The sequence below is a fragment of the Shewanella sp. 10N.261.52.F9 genome, assembly GCF_041471165.1.
In the GTDB taxonomy this organism is placed as follows: Bacteria; Pseudomonadota; Gammaproteobacteria; order Enterobacterales; family Shewanellaceae; genus Shewanella; species Shewanella marinintestina.
Genome location: NZ_JBFRNX010000028.1, coordinates 1 through 21,107, shown reverse-complemented (window position 1 = coordinate 21,107; position 21,107 = coordinate 1). Strand labels below are relative to the sequence as shown.

Below are 21,107 nucleotides of genomic sequence, written 5' to 3'. Positions count from 1 at the left end.
AGCGTCCTTCTTAGCTTTAAACCTCTTCCATTATCTTCTGATGCATGTTTTGCCATTTTTCGGGAAACTTGCCATCGAGCACGTAAACAAAGGCGATTAGCTCGGCAATCAATAAATAGAGCTCGTTAGGTATTTCATCACCTACCTCTAACCCTTGTAAAAACTCACATAGATTTTCATCTTTATGGATATGTATGCCGGCTTGCTCTGCAATGGCAATCATCTCTTGCGCCAGTAAATCCTGACCTTTAGCTGTCACTATGGGGGCTTTTCCATTGATGTAGCTTAGAGCTACCGCTTTGTCTGATTCATTTTGGTTGTGCATATATGCTTCTTATTTATAAATTTTATTTGTAAGGCTGTTAATAACAATTAGACCTGCACTTTTACTAAATAATTTTCGTTAGGAAACAGACTAATAGGAATTTGTTCACAATGAGTTTTAATATTGACGTTATTAAAACCAAGAGCTGCCATTTTTATTGTTAAAGCTGGAGTTAAAATACTAATTTTGTTAATCAGACTATGGCTATTACTCATAAAAGATAAATTTAGCGGAGTTTGTTTTTTGACTTGAGAACTAACTTTACAACCAGTGTGAGTTAACGTATTGGGTTGAATATTTACTTTTGCCTTAATTAATAAGTCACCGCTAGATAAATTAAACTTTAGTTGTATGTTCCATGTTTCGCCGTCCTTATGTTTATCATCATGGGTCTTACTAATATGGCCTTCAATTTGCTCCTGATAATGGTTAATTGAATAAGGGATAGCAAAGTAATACTGATTTGCTTGTTCGCTATTATCGCTTGCTTGTTGATACAGGGCTAAATTATTGACTAAGTCAGCCAGTAATGGCATCGCAGCGGCTGATTCTAATAAGCACATCAATGGTGTTGGTAAGCCTAAATGCGTGTGTAGTTGGTTAATTTTTAGTTTTAATTCTGCAGACACATTATTGTGAGCACCTTTAGCTAGCAATAACTGCAATAAAAGCACAATGCTATTGCTATGGGTGTCTAGTCTCGCGTGTTCCCAGTTATTTGGCGACAAAGGTAAGGCATTGCAGTCATTAATGGCTTGTTTTACCTGATGTGGCATAGCTAAGTCAGTTAAGGGGAGAGGTTTTAGTGCCGGAAGCGCCTTAAATAATGCACTTGCGATACTATCTTTAATTGGTTGTACTTTTGCGGTTGACGTGGGTAATCCGCCAGCTTTTTGCAATGCACCTAGAAGTGCTGAACTCGGCGCTTTTACTAAAGTGTTCTCATTTGCTGATAAGCTTTTTGGCTTTGAGTCTAATTTGTTTAATTGGTTTGGTTTACAAATCTTATTATTAAAGACGGTTTCTTTGGATAACGATGGATCTTTTTTTGCTTCACCTATTGGATTTTCGTTGTAATCATCAGGTAAAGGAATGCTTTCAAGATGCCTATTCAACGCACTATATTGATAGTTAATATTGGTCTTTAGACTTACCTTATCACCATCAGATGATGGTGCTTGATGGTTACCATTATCGGCTTTATTAGCACTATCAATATCAAGGTTTTGCTCCTCCCCTTGCCGAGTTAAGGTCACTGTTTGCCTCAATTGAATAGGTGATAACTTTAAGGTGAATTGCTGTGCTTGGTGAGCGATAGAAACAACGTATTCACCTTGAGCTAGCGTTTGTAATGACTCTACTTCAATTTTGGAGCCATTGGCAAAAATCAGTTGATTATGGCTGAGGGTTGCATTGGGTAGTCGATAACCTTCTTTTCTTTTTGCGAGCTGTTGTAACCTTTTAGCTTGTTCTAAGTTATGACTCATCTTAATCACTATTTGGGCTGGTAAAGCCAGTTGATAAGTCTGACCGAGCGCAAATAGCTGGGTTTGGCTTGTCCCTGTTAAGGAATGCACTATATTTAGTAGTAGGCTGTGGGCAAAGTTTAATTGCTGAATAGGTAGTTTAGTCGCTGAATTAATCTGGTATTGTTGGCCTGCAATGCAAGTGTAGATCCCTTTACCGGTAGTTTGTAATGTAACAGGGATCAAGGAATTGGCCCCTAAAGAGTTAGGCGACTCTTTTGGTATCGATATTGCCGAGCTTGTCGCTGAATTTGTTACATTATTCAAAAATAGACCTACATTTGCCATTAAAAGGTTTAATCGACTAATTCGATATGTTTATTCACAAATTTCTATTTGACCTTAACGTCTTAACCAGTATCCTTAGCCATCTCGCAACAATATCTGCATATATTGAGCTGCAACAGTGTGGTTAGACAGGTAAAGTCATCTTGTACTTTGTATCGACAGGTATAAGCGATGACTTTAGTAAATTGTTTACCGCTAATATGTAACAAGTAGGTCGTAGATTCGGTCTCTTCTAGTGTTACTGACTTTTATGCAAATAATTTTTAGCTGAACGTTATCTTGTTGTGAGTTGATTGGAAAAATATTCTGTGAGGTTACGTACTAACACTTAGCTAATGATAGATCGTGTTGGTACCAGAAACTCCTTTTCGAAGAGACAATTATGAAGTTTAAATGGATTGTGCTTTCTCTGGCTATGTTTGGCATCCCAGCTGTAAGTGCCACAGAAGATACGACTACGGATGGTGGTCAGCAAATTACGGTGACATACAATGATCCCCGAGATCCTATTGAAGGGTTTAACCGAGCGATGTGGGATTTTAACTATTTATTTCTGGATCGGTATTTTTATCGCCCTGTAGCTCACGGCTATAACGACTATATTCCCCGTCCTGTAAAAACGGGAATAAACAACTTTGTACTGAATTTGGAAGAACCCTCAACTCTGGTCAATAACACGTTGCAAGGTAAGTGGGTCTGGGCCGCTAATGCCGGTGGTCGCTTTACTGTAAACTCAACTCTTGGATTGCTGGGTGTGATTGATGTGGCTGATATGATGGGGATGCCACGTAAGCAAGACAGTTTTAATGAAGTACTAGGATACTACGGGGTGCCTAGCGGCCCTTATTTTATGGCTCCCTTTATTGGCCCCTATGTTACCCGTGAACTCGCCAGTGATTGGGTTGATGATCTATACTTCCCTTTATCAGAGCTGACATTTTGGCAGTCAGTATTAAAATGGGGTCTTAAGAACCTGCACACAAGGGCGTCTGCAATCGATCAGGAAAGATTAGTTGATAACGCGCTCGATCCATATACCTTTGTAAAAGACGCTTATTTCCAGCATATGGACTACAAGGTGTACGATGGTGATATTCCTCAAAGTGAAGATGATGATGAATTACTTGACGAATACATGCAGGAATTAGAGTAGCATTCGATAAGCGGACAAATTAAAACAATAACTCCGCTGAAGCGCAAACGATGATACAAGGACGTGTGTTTACGCTATTGTCAGTTAAGGGCAATTATGGCGCTAACAGAGTTAACAATCCTTTTTGTGGAAGACGATCCAGTCTTTCGCAACATCGTCACGTCTTTCCTTAGTAGCCGCGGAGCCACAGTTGTTGAGTCTGATAATGGTCAAGATGGCTTAGATCAGTTTAAAAACCAAGAGTTTGATATTGTTATAGCTGATTTGAGCATGCCAAAATTAGGCGGCTTAGATATGCTCAAGCAAATGAATCAACATCAAGCCGGCATACCTACCATTATTATTTCGGGCAATCAGGCTATGGGGGATGTCATTGAGGCGCTGCGGCAGGGCGCAAGTGATTATCTTGTTAAGCCGGTAACCGACCTATATCTAATCGAAAATGCAATCCATGAATGCTTGAATCACTCGTTTGAAGACTCGTTGAATATTGATGAGCAAGAGTCTCTATCTTACCTCGAATTAAACGAAAACTTAGCGCAACTAGAGCAGTGTGGAGAGGCTGCTAAGAGCGTGCAGCAACAGCTTTTTCCTCCAAGTCGTGTTGAATACCACAATGTTGTGATCGATTATAGTTTGTTTAATACTGATGATGTTAGTGCGCACTTTATCGATACCGCCATGCTAGGTGAACACCATGTGATGATGTATATGGCTCATTTTCATCCCCATGATAATCGAGCTGCTTTTGCGTCAGTTCTGCTTAAAAGTTTTGTTAACCATAAGCTTAAACGTTATCGAAATGGCTTATCTAACGTGATAACAGAGCCGTTTAACATGATGGTGTACTTGAACGATAGAATGCGTAAGTCTGGCTTAGGCATTGTTGTTGATATGACTTATGTTGTTTTAGATCTGACACATTATCGAGTGAGTATTGCACAAGCTGGCAGCGAGTTTAGGTGTTATATCAAAAATGAAGAGGGGTTATCACCTATAGCATTAAGCGAGTCCTTACAGCTAGGTATGACAGATTGGAGCAAGCCTAGTATTCAATTTAGAACATTGTTATTGGGTGAAAAGCTATGTATATCAACTCAGGTCCACGAGCATAAACAGCAATTGATTAATGATGAGTTTCACGGCTTAATTTACCAACCTGATATCAGCCCAGGTGGTTATATTCAATTGAGTGCTAGTTAAGCTAAAGGCGCGCTTATCAGAGTTCTAAGCTAGAGTTAAAAACCAGAGTTAAAAACCAGAGTTTTGAGCTTTCAGTGATTTTTCTGGTCATCATCAGTCTTGTTCTTTTAGGCTTTAAAGCAAAAAAACCAGAAGGTAACCCTTCTGGTTTTTTTAGATTAAGCTAGTGGTGAGTCACCTGTATAGCTTTTATCTTCTAATTACTTCGTGTTCAGCTGTAACAGCAATCTCTTCTTCTAATGCTTGCTCTTCAGTGTGGTGAGTGCTGTCTTCAGCACCGTGCATCCAGTCAACAAGCTTGTCAGCCATAAAGTATAGAATGACACCAGAAACCGCTGCGGTAATAGCAATACCGGCGAAGATAGACATTGCATTCGCAAGTTGTTCTTCTTTACCACCACCGTGCCCGATTAACGAACCGACGATACCACCAATCTTGTTAGCAGCAGCAATAAATAGGAACCATGCGCCCATCATTAATGAAGCGATACGTAGCGGAGCAAGCTTAGTCACCATTGATAGACCAATAGGTGATAAACATAATTCACCCATAGTATGGAAGAAGTATGCACCGACTAACCACCACATGCTTGATTTAGCGCTAGCGTCACCGCCCATTTCTAAAACAGCACCAATCATGAATAGGAAACCAATACCGAGTAGGACTAGACCTAATGCAAATTTAACTGGAGAATTTGGCTCATTTTTACCTAGGCGGATCCAAATCGAGGCAATCACAGGGGCAAAAATAACAATAAACATTGCGTTTAATGACTGGAACCAAGTTGTTGGAACTTCCCAGCCACCAATCATACGATCGGTAAAGTCATTGGTGAAGATATTCATCAAACCACCGGCTTGCTCAAAACCAGCCCAGAAAATGATTGTGAATAGACCCATGATCATAATAACTTTAATACGGTCACGTTCAATTTTGGTTAGTGGTTCTTTACGCACTTCACCACTTGCAGCCGCTTTTTCTTTTTCAAGCTGAGCGGCAGGAACACGGCCAATATCACCAAGTAGCTTTTGCGCATATACGAACTGGATGATAAGAGAAAGCACCATACCAATACCGGCACAGATAAAGCCTGCTTGGAAGTTACCATCGTAATAGGCAACAACTGAACCTACGATAATACCTGATAAGAAAGCACCAACGTTAATACCCATATAGAAGATAGTAAACGCGCCGTCACGACGGTGATCACCTTCTTCGTATAAGTCACCAACCATAGTAGAGATGTTTGGCTTGAATAAACCGTTACCAAGGATCAATACACCTAAACCAACATAAAACACTTCGACTTCCATACCTGGAACCCAAGCATGAGGCGTACCTAAAATAAATTGACCAGCAGCCATCAATGCGCCACCAATCATAATTGCACGGCGTTGACCTAGGTAAGTATCTGCTAACCAACCACCAATAAGCGGAGTTAAGTAAACTAAACCTGTGAATGTACCGTAAAGGGAAAGTGCATCAGCTTGGGTCCAACCCAGACCGTGACCACCTTGAGATTGCACTGCGTCAACGAGGTATAAAACCAAAATTGCGCGCATTGCATAGTAACTAAAACGTTCCCATAACTCTGTTGTAAATAACAGGAACAGTCCCTTAGGATGCCCGAGCATCGTCCCCTGGGGTTTTGCTGCGTTCATGTATTCTTCCACCTTCGCTTGTGATTGCCTATAGCTCAATTTTTGCTACAGAAATTTATTTGCTTAAATTATTTCAGCCAAACTACGAGGTTAATCAATCTCAAGTGTTAATCACTAAGGTTGTTTTGTTGCGTGTTTTGCTGCTTTGTTTTTGGCTTGTATTCTAATTTTTTTAATTTGAGGCTAAAAATAGCGTCAAATGCGATAAAGCCCACCTTATATACCCTTTATAGACGGTAGAAGTCAATTTTGAGCACGTAACTGCTGGGATTATGTACAAGCAGGAGGTTGATGATTATAGATGGCCGAAAATGAAGCTTTTGACAAAGGGTTCAAATTGTTTCGCTTTCAATTAACATCAAAAGTTTGCTAAAATTCCTCGCCGTGAATAGGGACGTCACTGTTTGTTATGCAGCATATGAGGATATAAAATGAAGGCTTGGTATTTACTGTATTGTAAATCTCGTAGTGAAGCGCGAGCTCAGCAAAACTTGGCACTTCAGCATATAGAAACTTATCTGCCGACCTACCCAGAAGAAAAGAAGCTTAAAGGCGAAGTGACGATTAAACGCGTATCATTATTTCCTAGCTATCTTTTTATCAACTTTGATCCGCAAGTGACTAGCGTTGCTAGAATTCATAATACCCGTGGCGTAATTCGAATTGTTGGTTGTAAAGAACTTATGACGCCAATCGATGACAGTGTGATTCATGCAATTAAAATGCGTGAACATAAACTGTTGTCACGGTCACTCCCCACTGAACCCGTTGCAACATCCATCCCAGAATTGAGTCAAGGTGACAAGGTACGCTTTACTGAAGGGCCTTTTGTAGAGCTTGAAGGGATTTTTGATGAGCGTAATGGCGAAAAGCGTTGTTTTGTATTATTTGAATTAATGGGCAAACAACAAAGAGTCGCAGTGGAAAGAGAATCTATTTGTATTGCTTAAAAGACCTGCTAAAACAATGGGCTAGTTTGGTTTGGTTTGGTTTAGCTCTGCTTGGTAATGAGTGAGTCATGGGCGAGTCATGGGTTAGTGAGATATTAATTATTATGCTTGTGAGACATTAGCCATAGAACATTATTTTTTACCAAGCTGAACATGCGATTTCTATGAAGTATTATTGTAATGGATCCTAAGTGTGTAAAATTTTAATCACTAAGAACAAGCGCGTGAATGAATACATAAAGCTAGTTACAGTAAGGGATTAATGATTGTTGATAGTTTATTTTATTAAGTTAAGGTCGCTAGTTACTTAAACATTGAGGCAGGTTTAATCTTTTTAAGGTATGCAATCGAAAAATGCTATTGGGCAAACTTTCGGCATTCGAAAACTAACGTGCTATTGAATTACTGCCGTTTTATGCTTGTTCGTGTATAATCTTGCGCTGCTTAAGTTTGCGCTAAATGTAAATAGATAAGCTAATTTAGTAGATTATTGAATGCTCAATGGAGCATCAGCAAAGAAGCGAGATGTAAAGAGTTGCTTTAATGGAATAACATAAGCCTAGCACTCAGGTGTTGGCCGAGGTTATGTTTTTACATTAAATCAACTTGATGATTTACCACATAAAAAATGACAAACCTGCTATGCAGGTGGGCACTTTGGAAGCCGCAATCCATGGGCGGTAGCGTGTCTAAACGCTTTCAACTTCTTTTTCAACAACACAACCTCTCTTGGAGACAATCGGTGCTTAATAAGACTAAAAAACTCATCATAGCTGGCATGTCAGCGCTGATCCTACTGTCAGGGCAGGCGAGTGCTATTACGCCTTCGCCACAAATGATAGAGCAATTTAAGAATCTACCAGCATCGGAGCAACAGCGCTTAGCTAAGCAATATGGTATCGACCCATCAATGCTAGGCGGTGGAGGTTCGCAACCAAAAGTTGAAAACCCACAAGTTGTTAATCAACGTGCTGATAGTAAAGCTATTGTAGATCAGTCCTCGGACGCTAAAAATGAGTTGGATTTTCAGCAAGACAACAATAAGCAAGAGCTACAGCGATTTGGTTATGATCTTTTTGCTGGCTCACCAACAACATTCGCGCCAGTTTCAGATGTACCAGTCCCGAGTGAGTATCTAGTTGGCCCAGGTGATAACATAAAAGTTCAGCTTTACGGAAAAGATAACAAAGAATACGACCTAGTGATTAATCGTGCAGGTGTTATTCAGTTCCCTGAGCTTGGACCTATTACGGTTGCAGGCTTAACGTTTAGCGAGTTGCGCGAAACATTAACTAGCCGTATTAGCCAACAAATGATTGGCATCCAGTCAAACATTACGATGGGTGAGTTACGCTCAATTCGTATTTTTGTGGCGGGTGATGCTTATAACCCTGGCTCATATACCGTTTCTAGCCTTTCTACTATTACTCAAGCATTGTTTGTTGCAGGTGGCGTCAATGAAATTGGTTCGCTACGTAACATTCAAGTAAAACGTAAAGGCAAGCTAGTAGGTAGCATGGATCTATACGACTTGTTGCTACGCGGTGATGCGTCGGGTGATATTTCGCTTCGCTCTGGTGATGTAGTCTTTATTCCATCTGTTGGCGGTTTAGTTAGCGTAACGGGTGAAGTCCGCCGCCCTGCTATCTATGAGCTAAAAAAACATGAAACGATGGCTGAAGTTATCGAAATGGCTGCAGGTATTAAACCTGGTGCATATCCAAGGCGTAGCAGCGTCGAGCGCTTTAACGATAACAGTTTAAAGACCATTCTAAATGTCGACTTAACTACGAAAACAGGCAAAGCGACTAAAGCGGTAGCAGGTGATGTTATTCGAGTTAAGAGCGCTACAACGCAATACGAAGATGCCATTACAGTGGTTGGAGCGGTTGTTCGCCCTGGTAAATACCAGTGGTACCAAGGTCAGAAAATCAGTGATTTAGTGCCATCTATTTGGGGTGACCTGAATGTCTCTGTGGACCTCGAATACGCGATTGTGGTGCGTGAAATTAATAAGCAAGGTGATATTCAGGTTTACCAATTCTCGCCAGTTAAGGCGATTAACGGTAAAGATGCAGCACAAGACATTACGCTACAAGCGCGCGATAAAGTGATCTTCTTTAACTTTAGCGACTTGACTCAAAATCGTTATGAGCTGAATAAACTAGTAAAAGAGCGTGTTAAAAAAGTTCAGTCATTAGCTGGCGACTCATTAATCGGCAATGACTTATTTAGCGCAGGTTTTTCACAGTTAAATCAACAAAAATTTGCTGACCGCACTGAATTAGGCGGCGTAGCGATTAATAGCCAAGCACAAGAACAAGATCCAACCGCTAAAGCTGTAAAAAGCGAAGTTAACAAGATGTTAGTTAACTTGTTTGAAGACCGTGATTTAATCAAGCTTAGCGGCGAGATGAATCGCGGTGAACTGCTTTATCCTGTAGTGATGAAGTTAAATAGCCAAGGTCGAGCGGGTAATGGCGTAAAAGCTGTAGCAATTAGTGGCCGTGTTAATAACCCTGGTATTTATCCTCTATCAGTTAATGCGCGTATTAAAGATTTAGTTGCAGCGGCTGGCGGACTAGAAGAAGGCGCTTATACGTCTAGAGCAGAGTTAACCAGTACTTACACAACAGTTGATGGCTCCGCAATAAAGCACACTAATATTGCTTTAGAAGCAGCGCTGCAAGGTGATGAAACACAAAATATCGCGTTAAAAGGGCGCGATATTTTAACTGTGATGACAACGCCAGATTGGCAAGAAAATAAATCAGTAGAGCTGCGCGGTGAAGTGCGATTCCCAGGCACTTACAATATCCGCCGCGGTGAAACATTAGCGGATGTATTACAACGTGCAGGCGGTTTTACTGAATACGCGTATCTTCCTTCATCGGTATTTGTGCGCGAGTCAGTGCGTCAGCAAGAGCAGTTAGAGATTAAGAAGCTTGCTGACCAACTGCGTCGTGACATTGCAACGCGTGGAGTGTCAAAAGACGGTAACGTAATCAACTACTCTGACGCGCAAATGATGCTAACTGATTTAGAGACCATTAAAGCAGTAGGCCGCCTTGTGGTCGACATGTCTGCTATATCAATTGGTATCAAACAAGCTGATCTTCAGTTAGAAGATAAAGACGTACTGTATATTCCATCAACTAAGCAAACAATTGCAGTAATGGGTGAAGTTCAGCATGCTGCAACGCATAGATTTAAAGAAGGTCAGACGGTTGACCAATATCTAGCTATGTCTGGTGGAGCAAGAGAGCGTGCCGATGATGACAGAACTTACATCATCAAAGCTGATGGTTCAGTAATGTTACCTAGTCGCTCTATGTGGTTTAGCAGCGAGCAAAGCCTACAGCCAGGCGATACCATCATTGTTCCACTTGATACTGAATACAAAGACAACCTAACGCTTTGGACTCAAGTAACAAGCATCATCTACAACACTGCAGTCGCATTCGCCACCGTCGCAAATCTTTAAAAGAAGGTTTGAGAAAGAGTAGGTCCTAGATTCTATAACCTAGGACCTTTTAGCCAAGGATGGTATTCGGTGAAATTATTTGCATTTCAAGATTTAGATGTGTGGAAGCGTGCGAGTCGTTTAGCTTGCGATATCTATAAAGAGCTGAAAACCTGCCGCGATTTTGGTTTAAAGGACCAAATGACACGAGCTGCAGTTTCTATTGCTTCAAATATTGCAGAGGGTGAAGAAAGGGAATCTAAGGCCGAATCAGCAAGATTCCTTTATTTTGCAAAAGGCTCATCAGGTGAACTTGCTACTCAGATTTATATCGCTATAGAAATAGGCGTAATTGAAAAGCAAAACGGCATGAAGCTGATTAACGAAGCTAGAGAGATTTCAGCAATGTTAGGTGCTTTGATAAAGATTAGAAAAGGTTGCGTTAGAGAATCAGCAGCTGAATACAATATCAAACCTAACATCTAATTTTAAATTACAAGCGGAACCTGCACCTAGGAACTAGAACCTAGGACCTAGGACCTTTATATAATGAATAAACAAGTACAATCAAACCATACTGACGCACAGTTTCCTCATATGAACTCAGTGCACAATTCACCGACTTCACCCGCCGACGACGAAATCGACCTTCGCGAACTCTTTTCCGTCATCTGGCAAGGAAAATGGTTAATTATTGCAATAACAGCTGTTTTTGCAATTGGCTCTGTTATTTTTGCTTTATCACAACCAAATACTTACAAATCTCAAGCATTGTTAGCTCCGGCAAGTGAAGAACAAGGCGGTGGTCTTAGTGCTTTAGCAGGCCAGTTTGGTGGTTTAGCAAGTATGGCGGGTATTAACCTTGGTGCAGGTGGTGGCGTTGATAAAACCCAAATGGCGATTGAGGTGATAAAATCGCGTCAATTTGCGAGTAACTTCATCAAATCTCATAATATACTGCCTGACTTAATGGCTGCTGAAGAGTGGAATATGTCAGCTGATACGCTAAATTATGATGCTGAAATCTATAACTCAGAAACTAAAACCTGGGTACGTGAAGTTAAAGCGCCGTTCAAACCTGAACCTTCAATGCAAGAAGCCTATAAAGAGTTCAGTAAAGCTATTTCTGTTAACTCGGCCAAAGATACAGGAATGGTAACTATATCAGTTGAGCATTTGTCTCCTAGTGTTGCTCAACAATGGGTAGATTGGTTAATTTTAGACATCAACAAAGTGATGAAAGATCGTGATGTTGCCGAGGCCATTCGGAGTAGTGAGTTCCTTAATAAGCAGATAGCGCTTACAAACGTTGCCGATATCCGTTCAATCCTTTACAAACTAATTGAAGAACAAGCAAAAACAATTATGTTTGCTGAAGTGCGCGATGAATATGTTTTTAAAACGATCGACCCTGCATTAGTACCGGAAGAAAAAGCCGGCCCTAAAAGAGCGCTAATATGTGTGCTTGGTACAATGTTAGGCGGCATGCTAGCTGTAATGATTGTTTTAATAAGACATTTCGTTAGAAAAGAAGACGTCCTAGGACCTAGGACCTAGGACCTTCTGTTTGCCTATTGGGACTGTTTTAAGAGAAAGAGCAGAAAAACAACGAAACCCAAGGCTTATAAGGGATAGCGCTTACTTAGCAATAAGAGCGACTGTCTCAAAATGGATTAAAAGTGTCTCAGCCTGGATTTACAGGCTGAGATTGGAAAGTGTGATTATTCAATTCACAACGTCTAAATTGAACTTGTTGTTAGACAAGTAATACATCTTGGAAGCATAAAAATGAAAATTTTAGTCACAGGTGGAGCAGGCTTTATTGGCTCAGCGGTAGTGCGTCATATCATCAATAAGACACAAGATAGTGTTATCAATGTCGACAAATTAACCTATGCTGGTAACCTCGAGTCGTTAGTGAGTGTTGAGTCAAGTGAGCGTTATGTTTTCGAGCAAGTTGATATTTGTGACCGCGCTGAACTAGACAGGGTTTTCAGTCAATGTCAGCCCGATGCTGTTATGCATTTGGCAGCAGAATCTCACGTTGATCGTTCGATCACTGGACCAGCTGATTTTATCCAAACGAATATCGTGGGTACTTACACTCTTCTCGAAGCTACAAGAGCATATTGGAACACATTATCTGAAGATGCTAAGAAAGCATTCCGTTTCCATCATATATCTACCGATGAAGTCTATGGCGATTTACCGCACCCTGACGATATTGAAGATGGTACAGAGCCTTCAGCGAATAAAGAGTTATCGCTGTTTACTGAAACAACAGCATACGAACCATCGAGCCCTTACTCTGCATCTAAAGCAAGTTCCGACCATCTAGTTCGCGCTTGGCTAAGAACCTATGGTCTACCAACTATAGTAACCAATTGCTCAAATAATTATGGTCCATACCACTTTCCTGAAAAGCTGATCCCATTAGTTATTTTAAATGCACTAGAAGGAAAGTCACTACCTATCTACGGTAAAGGTGACCAAATTCGAGATTGGCTATATGTTGAAGATCACGCAAGGGCACTTTATAGAGTTGTCACTGAAGGTGTAGTCGGAGAAACCTATAACATTGGTGGTCATAACGAAAAGCAGAACCTAGAAGTCGTTCAAGCTATTTGCACAATTTTAGATTCTTTAGTGCCAAAGGAAACTCAGTACCAAGAGCAAATAATTTATGTAACTGATAGACCTGGCCACGACAGACGCTACGCAATTGACTCAAGTAAAATGCAACGTGAACTTGGTTGGACGCCAGTAGAGACGTTTGAAACAGGTCTGAAAAAGACTATTGAATGGTATTTAACTAACCAAGAATGGTGTCAACACGTACAAGATGGCAGTTATCAGCGAGAACGTTTAGGTGTAGAGTCACTGACTACGAAGGAAGAAGCGTAATGAAAGGTATTGTATTAGCCGGTGGAAGTGGAACTCGTTTATACCCATTGACTAGGGGGGTATCAAAGCAACTCCTCCCTATTTATGATAAACCAATGGTTTTTTATCCTATCTCGACTTTAATGTTGGCTGGCATCAAAGATATATTAATCATAACAACTCCTGAAGATAATGCGGGCTTTCAACGTTTATTAGGTGATGGCTCTGATTTTGGTATTAATCTTGAGTACGCTATTCAACCAAGTCCAGATGGTCTAGCACAAGCCTTTATTATTGGTGAAGAGTTTATTGGTGATGATAGCGTTTGTTTGGTACTTGGCGATAACATTTTCTATGGCCAATCTTTTTCAAGTACATTAAAAAATGCTGCTTCACGTAAATCCGGAGCAACTGTTTTTGGATATCAAGTGAAAGACCCTGAGCGGTTTGGTGTAGTTGAGTTTGATGAAGATATGAAAGCTATATCGATTGAAGAGAAGCCTGAGACACCAAAATCAAACTATGCTGTTACAGGTCTTTATTTTTACGACAATCGTGTTGTTGAAATGGCAAAACAAGTTAAACCTTCTCATCGTGGCGAACTTGAAATTACTACCTTGAATGAAATGTATCTTAATGATGGCTTATTAAACGTCGAATTATTAGGACGCGGTTTTGCTTGGTTAGACACCGGCACTCATGAAAGCCTTCATGAAGCCTCTTCTTTTGTTCAAACCATTGAAAATGTTCAAGGTCTAAAAGTTGCCTGTTTAGAAGAAATAGCATGGCGTAATGGTTGGTTGACTAATGAGCAAGTGTTATCCCTTGCAAAGCCGATGATGAAGAATGAATACGGACAGTATTTGACTCGTTTTGTTAATGAAAACCAAAAGAAGGCTTTGAGTTAATGCGAGTACTAATTACAGGATGTTATGGACAAGTAGGCTCTAGCCTTACTGAGCAATTAGCTAAGGACACGAATACAGAAGTATTAGCGCTTGATAGAGATAGCCTTGATATTACGAATCAAAAAGCCGTTAATGCAGCTGTTACCGAGTTTAAACCTACGATCATCATTAATGCAGCAGCGCATACTGCAGTTGATAAAGCAGAAGAAGAAGTTGAACTTTCCTATGCGATTAACCGTGATGGCCCGAAATATTTAGCTCAAGCAGCGCAAGACGTAGGGGCTGCAATACTCCATATATCTACTGATTATGTCTTTGAAGGCAATAAAGTCGGTGAATATGTAGAAAGTGACATCACAAATCCACAAGGTGTTTATGGCAACAGTAAGTTGGCAGGTGAAATCGCTGTATCTGAAGCATGCAGTAAGCACGTAATTCTGCGAACTGCTTGGGTGTTTGGTGAGAATGGCAACAACTTTGTAAAAACTATGCTGCGCTTAGGGGCTGCGCAAGATAAATTGAGTATTGTTGGTGATCAGTATGGTGGACCAACCTACGCAGGTGATATTGCTAATGCATTAATACAAATAGCGAAGCGCATTGAACAAGGTGGTGCTATTGAGTTTGGTATATATCATTTTTCTGGTTTACCACATGTAAGTTGGTACGAGTTTGCAGAGACTATTTTTGATACAGCAGTCAGACAAGGCCTAATCCACAAAAAGCCTAGCCTTAATAGTATTACTACTGAGAAATATCCAACACCGGCAAAGCGACCTAGTAGTTCTCGTCTATGTACTGATAAAATTAACAATGTATTTTCTATTGAAGCAAGTGATTGGAAAATGGCGTTAAATAATATTCAAGCATATACAGGATAGAAGTATGAAAGTCATAAATACCCGTATACCTGATGTAAAAATTATTGAGCCTAGCGTGTTTGGCGACGAACGCGGCTTCTTTATGGAAACCTGGAATAAAAAACGCTTCGAAGAATTAGTAACAGGCAAGCCTACACAATTTGTACAAGATAACCACTCTAAATCTAAAAAAGGGATTTTGCGTGGTTTGCATTACCAGATTGAAAATACGCAAGGAAAACTAGTCCGTGTCGTTTCCGGGGAGGTATTTGATGTGGCTGTGGATATAAGAAAGGGGTCTCCAACATTTGGCCAATGGGTTGGTGAATATCTTTCTGCGGAGAATAAACGTCAACTCTGGGTACCTGAAGGCTTTGCACATGGTTTTTATGTGACTAGCGATGAAGCAGAGTTTGTTTATAAATGTAGTAACTATTACCATCCTGATTCTGAAATTAGTATTTTGTGGAATGATCCTGATATAGGAATTAAATGGCCTTTGAATGGCCCAGTTATACTTTCAGGAAAAGATAAAAATGGATTAAGTATTAGTCAAATAGGCATATTGAAATGAACATTAAATTTATACAGTTTCAAAGTCACGGTGATGAACGCGGTTCCTTAGTTTCATTAGAAGATCATAAGAATATTCCTTTTACAATCAAGCGAGCTTATTACATTTTTGATACTAAAAAAAATGTGAGACGTGGCTTTCACGCTCATAAGCAGCTAAAGCAATTAGCTATTGTACTTAAAGGTTCTTGTCGTTTTATGTTAGATGACGGGAAAGAAAAAATTGAGTTGCTGCTAGATAATCCATCCCAAGGATTATTTATTGAATCATTTATCTGGAGAGAGATGTTTGACTTTTCTGAAGACTGTGTTTTATTGGTTTTAGCAGACTCATTTTATGATGAAACTGATTATATTAGAGACTATCAGTCTTTTTTGGAGATCGCGAAAGATGATTCATAACTTATCGGACGTTCAATCAATAGATATTGGAAATGATACAAATATATGGCAGTTCTGTGTTGTTCTACCCCAAGCTAAAATAGGTAAAGAATGTAATATATGTTCTCATTGTTTGATAGAAAACGATGTAGAGATTGGCGATAGAGTTACTATTAAAAGTGGCGTGCAAATTTGGGATGGTATAAAAGTTGAGGATAATGTGTTTATTGGTCCAAATGTAACTTTTACTAATGATAAGTCACCACGCTCAAAAGAATATCCAGACTACTTTTTTAAAACAATTATTAAGAAAAATGCATCTATAGGTGCTAACTCAACTATTTTGCCCGGAATTACTATTGGGGAATTTGCAATGATAGGTGCGGGCTCTGTAGTTACTAAAGATGTTAAACCATACTCCACCGTTATCGGTAATCCTGCTAGAGAAATAATTAAATGATCCCTTTCTTAGATTTAAAGGCAATAAATCAAAAATATGAAAAAGAATTAAAGAAAGCTTGTTCGCGTGTAATTGATTCTGGTTGGTATATTACGGGAAATGAATTAGCATCATTCGAAAAGGAGTTTGCTGAGTATTGTGATAGCCAAAATGTAATCGGTGTTGCGAATGGCTTAGATGCCTTGACGCTTGTTTTGAAAGCTTGGAAAGAGCTAGGTAAGTTAAAAGATGGTGATGAAGTAATAGTCCCTGCAAACACTTATATAGCATCAGTTATTGCAATATCTAATAATAATTTAACTCCTGTTTTAGTGGAACCAGATCCCCTTACTTTCAATCTTACAATAGATAACATTAAAAAAAGTATAAGCAGAAAAACTAAAGTAATTTTACCAGTGCATTTATACGGTAGAATCTCGCCTATGAAAGAAATTATGGCGTTTGCAAAACAACATGATTTATTGGTTCTAGAGGACTGTGCTCAGGCACACGGTTCTTCAATTGGAAATGTACGAGCTGGAGCTTGGGGTGATGCTGGAGCATTTAGTTTCTATCCTGGGAAAAACTTAGGGGCCTTAGGGGATGCAGGAGCTGTTACAACTAATGATAAAGAGCTTGCAGAAACAATACAAGCACTAAGAAATTATGGTTCTCATAAAAAATATGAAAATCTTTATCAAGGAACAAATAGTCGTTTGGATGAAATTCAAGCTGCTATGTTAAGAGTAAAATTAGCTTTTTTAGATTCTGATATTGAGAAAAGAAGGTTGATAGCTCAAAGCTATATAAATGGCATCGATAATCCTCTTATTGTTACACCGAAAGTTGAATGTAAGTATGAGCATGTTTGGCATTTGTTTGTTATAAGAACAAAATACAGAGATGATCTACAACAATTTTTGGGTACACAAGGTATAGAAACATTAATACATTACCCTATACCTGTACACAAGCAAAAAGCATATTCAGATTTTCACAATATGTCATTGCCTATAACTGAGCGTATTCATACAGAAGTATTATCTTTACCCATGGATCCAACTATGAGAGCAGAAGATGTTGATTTCGTAGTAAGAACTATCAATAGTTTTTGTAAATGAAAAGACTAATCAAAGTTACATCCATGACCGGTTTGTTGACGCTACTAAAAATGTTAATGGGTTTTGTTATTGCAAAGTTAATAGCTATATATTCCGGACCTTCCGGTATGGCTGTTTTGGGGCAAGTCCAAAGTCTGATTAGTGTTTTAAATAGTTTAGTCACAGCCCCTGTGAGTAACGGAGTAGTAAGATTTACCTCTGAGAATCATAAGGAAGGTTTTATAAGTTGCTCGCCATGGTGGCGAGCTTCTGTTCAATGGGTTGTTATACTCTCATTGATAATTATTCCGGTAGGCCTATTTGTTTCTGAATATGTCGCTTTGTGGTTATTTCACGACGTTAAGTATCGTTGGGTTATAGAGATTTCAGTTGTACTCCTACCTATTGCTGCGTTGGGGACTTTTTGCAATTCTGTTATTAACGGGCAGCAACAATATCGACGCTATGTATGTTTGGGTATGATAGCGGTTACGATATCTAGCTTTATAATGTCTCTAATGATTTGGTGGGCTGGTATAGAAGGAGCTCTGTTAGCTGCAGCCTCACAATCAGCAATCATTGGTGCTTTTATGTTCTTAGTCAATATTAGGCAGCCATGGTTAAAGTTGAAGTATTGCTGGGGGCGGAGTACTTCCAAGGCAAAAATGGATATTGGTGGCTATATTTTGATGGCTATTACATCCGGGTTATCACTTCCTATTGCGTTAATCTTTGTCCGGAATATACTGATAGGCGAAGTCGGTTGGGATGAAACAGGACATTGGCAGGCAGTATGGAAAATTTCAGAGGTATATTTAGGAGTCATAACAGTAGCATTGGGAACGTATTACTTGCCAAGGCTTTCATCCATTAGTAAAGTTGATGAAATTATCGCTGAAATACATCAAACCGCAAAATTCATAATACCTTTAGTGATGCTCCTATCTTTGGTTGTTTACCTATTTCGTGATTTAGCTATTTGGTTGTTATTTACTAAAGAGTTCTATTCTGCGCGAGAACTATTTAGTGTCCAGTTAATGGGGGACGTTATGAAAATCGCAAGTTGGATTTATGCTTTTCCTATGATCTCACGTGGCGAAACAAAAATATTTATCACATCAGAAATATTGTTTGCTTTTAGTTTTGTTTTTCTAACGTATATTTTAGTGTCAGAGTATCAAACTCAAGGTGCGAATCTTGCTTATTTTATTAACTACTCTATCTATTTTGCTCTTTTATTTTTTAATATAAAAAAAATAGTTCGATGACTCTACTTCCCTCAATAGGCTAAAAGCTATTTATGATAAGGCAAAAATGAAAGCTTGTATTGTTACGTTAATTTACAATAATTATAACTCTCTAATAAAGACAGTTAATTCTGTTTTGGAGCAGGACTTCGATTATCAATATATTATTTATGATGATGGTTCTAGTGTTTTAGATGATAGCGTTATCTCAGAGTTATTTGATTTAATAGTAAACAGAAAAAATGTTACTTATATAAGAAAAGAAGAAAATCAGGGCACAGTAAAAGCTTTTAATTTTTGCTTATTAAAAACGTCATGTGAACTTATTATCCCCTTATCTTCAGGAGATGTGTTTTATGATCATACATCTGTTAAAGAAATAGCTTTTGCTTTTAATAAAGGAAACGTCAATTTAGTCACTTATGACTGTTTAGTATATGATGAAGAGCCATCTAAAGAGATAGGCAGTCTATTACCAAAAAAGAAAGATAGAGCATTACTTCAATTAAGCTCGGAATGTATTTTAGCTCACATCTTGCAATACGGGAATTTTATTTCTGGAGCTAGGACTTCTTATCGGAGAAGCTTTATTGAAAATTTGGGTTATTTCGACGAAGATTTTAGGCTATTAGAAGATTTACCTTTTTATCTAAAATCACTGTCCAAAGGGACCAAAATTTATCATCTAAGTAAGGTTATTATATATTATAAAACTGGTGGTGTATCTACATCGGGTATAAATCCTATGCTGCAAAAAGATTACTATAAGATATTGAGTAAATTAGAAAGTGGTACCTATGGGAGTTCAGGTAATCTAGAAAGCTCATATAGAGCATGGTTAATGTTTCATTTTGGCTCCAAATTTCAATGTTTTATAGTTTATCCACAAAAAACCATTAAACTAATTTATAAAAAGATTATCGGAAAAATATGTCTAAGTTAGATTTTTGGTTGCTATTTTTTGATAATCCATATCTATATTATAGTGTACTTTTCAGTGTGATGTTTCTATCATTCATTTTGTTAAAATTATGTCGATTTGAGTATTTTCACCCTGTTGTTTTTTTTGTTTTTTTTAATTATCAATTTGCACTGGTTGGTGTTATCTACCTAGATATACTTGGTTATATAGAAAGTAAATATGCCTACTACTTCTATATGGTTCAGGCACTGTTCTGGATAGGTTTCTTTTTTTCAATATTTATTGTTAGTAGACTGTCAGTAGATAGGATTGATAGATTTAACTCTATTGGTTTTAATTGCTCCACAGGATTTAATTTTTCATATAAATTGTCATGTTATATTTATATTTTTTCAATTTTAGTTACATATATAGCTTTTGGGATACCATTATTTGAAAATAGTAAATGGTCTGTTTTTTCATCTATTCCTTTAGCTGGAATAATAGGTCGATTAGGAAGTTCTACTTATATTTTTATAATTGTATTTATTACTATTAAAGTAATTCGTAAAATTAAGCTTAGTTATTTTGATAAGTTTATTATTTTTATTTTACTTGTAACAGGTTTACTTTCCGGTTCAAAAATGTTTTTCCTTTCATATTTTTTTATTTATTACCTTGTGCATTTTCTATTTGGTATTAGATTAGACCGAGAAAAGGTTAAGAAAGTATTATTTTTGTCGACATTGTTTTTTGTAGTTGTATTAGGTGGAGTTTTTTTTAATCAGTTATATACGAATGGTACTACTGTAAATCCATTACAGTTGGTTGTTCAACGTTTAGCGATGTCAGGCGATATGCAAATTTTATCTTTGCCCAATGGTTATGTTGACCAGTTATATAACGGAGAAGATATTCTAAGCATTTTGTTTTTTGAACTTAAAGGGCTTTTTTCCATTTTTGGAGTGCAGCTTACTGGCCCTTCTTTAGGCGTAAAGGTTATGCATATTCATTATCCTTATTTAAAGGATAATATTGGGCCATCATCTACATTTGATATATTTAATTATGTTTATTTCAATTATTTTTCATACGTAATTTCTATTTTTATAGGTATTTTTGTTGGTTTCTTTGCAAAGTATAGACCTAGGTTGAAAAATGAAGCCCATTTAATATTTTATACTATTATTGCTATAGGTGCTTATACTTTAATATATAATCCTCAAATTTGGATTTCTACAATGT

19 protein-coding genes are annotated in these 21,107 nt (G+C 38.4%); 16 read left to right on the top strand and 3 right to left on the bottom strand.

What is annotated here, in order from left to right:
- Positions 1-16: 16 nt before the first annotated feature.
- Positions 17-325, bottom strand: a complete 309-nt coding sequence (locus AB4298_RS17695; protein ID WP_371987743.1) for an EscU/YscU/HrcU family type III secretion system export apparatus switch protein — start codon at positions 323-325, stop codon at positions 17-19.
- Positions 326-372: 47 nt separating this feature from the next.
- Positions 373-2,118, bottom strand: a complete 1,746-nt coding sequence (locus AB4298_RS17690; protein WP_371987742.1) for a hypothetical protein — start codon at positions 2,116-2,118, stop codon at positions 373-375.
- Between the two features lie 403 nt (positions 2,119-2,521).
- On the opposite strand from AB4298_RS17690, the gene AB4298_RS17685 reads away from it, so the two are divergent.
- On the top strand, positions 2,522-3,292 hold the full coding sequence (locus tag AB4298_RS17685; protein WP_248997865.1) for an MlaA family lipoprotein: 771 nt from the start codon (positions 2,522-2,524) through the stop codon (positions 3,290-3,292).
- Positions 3,293-3,388: 96 nt separating this feature from the next.
- Entirely contained in the window at positions 3,389-4,495 is a 1,107-nt protein-coding gene (locus AB4298_RS17680) for a response regulator (RefSeq protein ID WP_248997864.1), read from the top strand.
- Between the two features lie 189 nt (positions 4,496-4,684).
- On the opposite strand, the gene AB4298_RS17675 is transcribed toward AB4298_RS17680, so the two are convergent.
- Positions 4,685-6,157, bottom strand: coding sequence for a peptide MFS transporter (locus AB4298_RS17675; RefSeq protein ID WP_371987740.1), 1,473 nt, complete (start codon positions 6,155-6,157; stop codon positions 4,685-4,687).
- A gap of 431 nt (positions 6,158-6,588) precedes the next feature.
- Here AB4298_RS17675 and rfaH point away from each other — a divergent pair, with 431 nt between their 5' ends.
- From rfaH to AB4298_RS17605, 14 genes are all read left to right on the top strand, one after another.
- Entirely contained in the window at positions 6,589-7,107 is a 519-nt protein-coding gene (gene rfaH / locus AB4298_RS17670; RefSeq protein ID WP_371987738.1) for a transcription/translation regulatory transformer protein RfaH, read from the top strand.
- A 742-nt stretch (positions 7,108-7,849) separates the two neighbouring features.
- Positions 7,850-10,591, top strand: a complete 2,742-nt coding sequence (locus AB4298_RS17665; RefSeq protein WP_371987736.1) for an SLBB domain-containing protein — start codon at positions 7,850-7,852, stop codon at positions 10,589-10,591.
- Between the two features lie 69 nt (positions 10,592-10,660).
- Positions 10,661-11,056 carry a four helix bundle protein gene (locus AB4298_RS17660; RefSeq protein WP_371987735.1) on the top strand — a complete coding sequence of 132 codons (396 nt, stop codon included), beginning with the start codon at positions 10,661-10,663 and terminating at the stop codon, positions 11,054-11,056.
- A gap of 63 nt (positions 11,057-11,119) precedes the next feature.
- Complete coding sequence (locus AB4298_RS17655; RefSeq protein WP_371987734.1) at positions 11,120-12,127, top strand: Wzz/FepE/Etk N-terminal domain-containing protein; 1,008 nt, start codon at positions 11,120-11,122, stop codon at positions 12,125-12,127.
- 231 nt (positions 12,128-12,358) lie between these two features.
- Positions 12,359-13,474 carry a dTDP-glucose 4,6-dehydratase gene (gene rfbB / locus AB4298_RS17650; protein ID WP_371987733.1) on the top strand — a complete coding sequence of 372 codons (1,116 nt, stop codon included), beginning with the start codon at positions 12,359-12,361 and terminating at the stop codon, positions 13,472-13,474.
- Complete coding sequence (gene rfbA / locus AB4298_RS17645) at positions 13,474-14,361, top strand: glucose-1-phosphate thymidylyltransferase RfbA (RefSeq protein ID WP_371987732.1); 888 nt, start codon at positions 13,474-13,476, stop codon at positions 14,359-14,361. The genes rfbB and rfbA overlap by 1 nt, the downstream gene beginning before the upstream one ends.
- Complete coding sequence (gene rfbD / locus AB4298_RS17640; protein WP_371987730.1) at positions 14,361-15,242, top strand: dTDP-4-dehydrorhamnose reductase; 882 nt, start codon at positions 14,361-14,363, stop codon at positions 15,240-15,242. The genes rfbA and rfbD overlap by 1 nt, the downstream gene beginning before the upstream one ends.
- A gap of 4 nt (positions 15,243-15,246) precedes the next feature.
- Positions 15,247-15,795 (top strand): dTDP-4-dehydrorhamnose 3,5-epimerase, encoded by a 549-nt coding sequence (rfbC, locus tag AB4298_RS17635; RefSeq protein WP_371987728.1) that lies wholly within the window; start codon positions 15,247-15,249, stop codon positions 15,793-15,795.
- A complete protein-coding gene (locus tag AB4298_RS17630) occupies positions 15,792-16,196 on the top strand; it encodes a sugar 3,4-ketoisomerase (protein WP_371987727.1) in 405 nt (134 codons plus the stop codon). Before rfbC ends, AB4298_RS17630 begins: the two co-directional genes overlap by 4 nt.
- On the top strand, positions 16,186-16,635 hold the full coding sequence (locus AB4298_RS17625; RefSeq protein ID WP_371987726.1) for an acyltransferase: 450 nt from the start codon (positions 16,186-16,188) through the stop codon (positions 16,633-16,635). Before AB4298_RS17630 ends, AB4298_RS17625 begins: the two co-directional genes overlap by 11 nt.
- Complete coding sequence (locus AB4298_RS17620) at positions 16,632-17,735, top strand: DegT/DnrJ/EryC1/StrS family aminotransferase (RefSeq protein WP_371987724.1); 1,104 nt, start codon at positions 16,632-16,634, stop codon at positions 17,733-17,735. The genes AB4298_RS17625 and AB4298_RS17620 overlap by 4 nt, the downstream gene beginning before the upstream one ends.
- A 23-nt stretch (positions 17,736-17,758) precedes the next feature.
- Positions 17,759-18,982: an O-antigen translocase gene (locus AB4298_RS17615; protein WP_371987723.1), complete on the top strand. Its 1,224-nt coding sequence runs from the start codon at positions 17,759-17,761 to the stop codon at positions 18,980-18,982.
- Positions 18,983-19,028: 46 nt separating this feature from the next.
- The gene (locus AB4298_RS17610) at positions 19,029-19,904 is read left to right on the top strand and encodes a glycosyltransferase (RefSeq protein ID WP_371987721.1); all 876 of its coding nucleotides are present in this window, start codon (positions 19,029-19,031) and stop codon (positions 19,902-19,904) included.
- On the top strand, positions 19,892-21,107 hold a 1,216-nt coding region (locus AB4298_RS17605; protein WP_371987720.1), incomplete at its 3' end, for an O-antigen polymerase. The genes AB4298_RS17610 and AB4298_RS17605, both read left to right, overlap by 13 nt.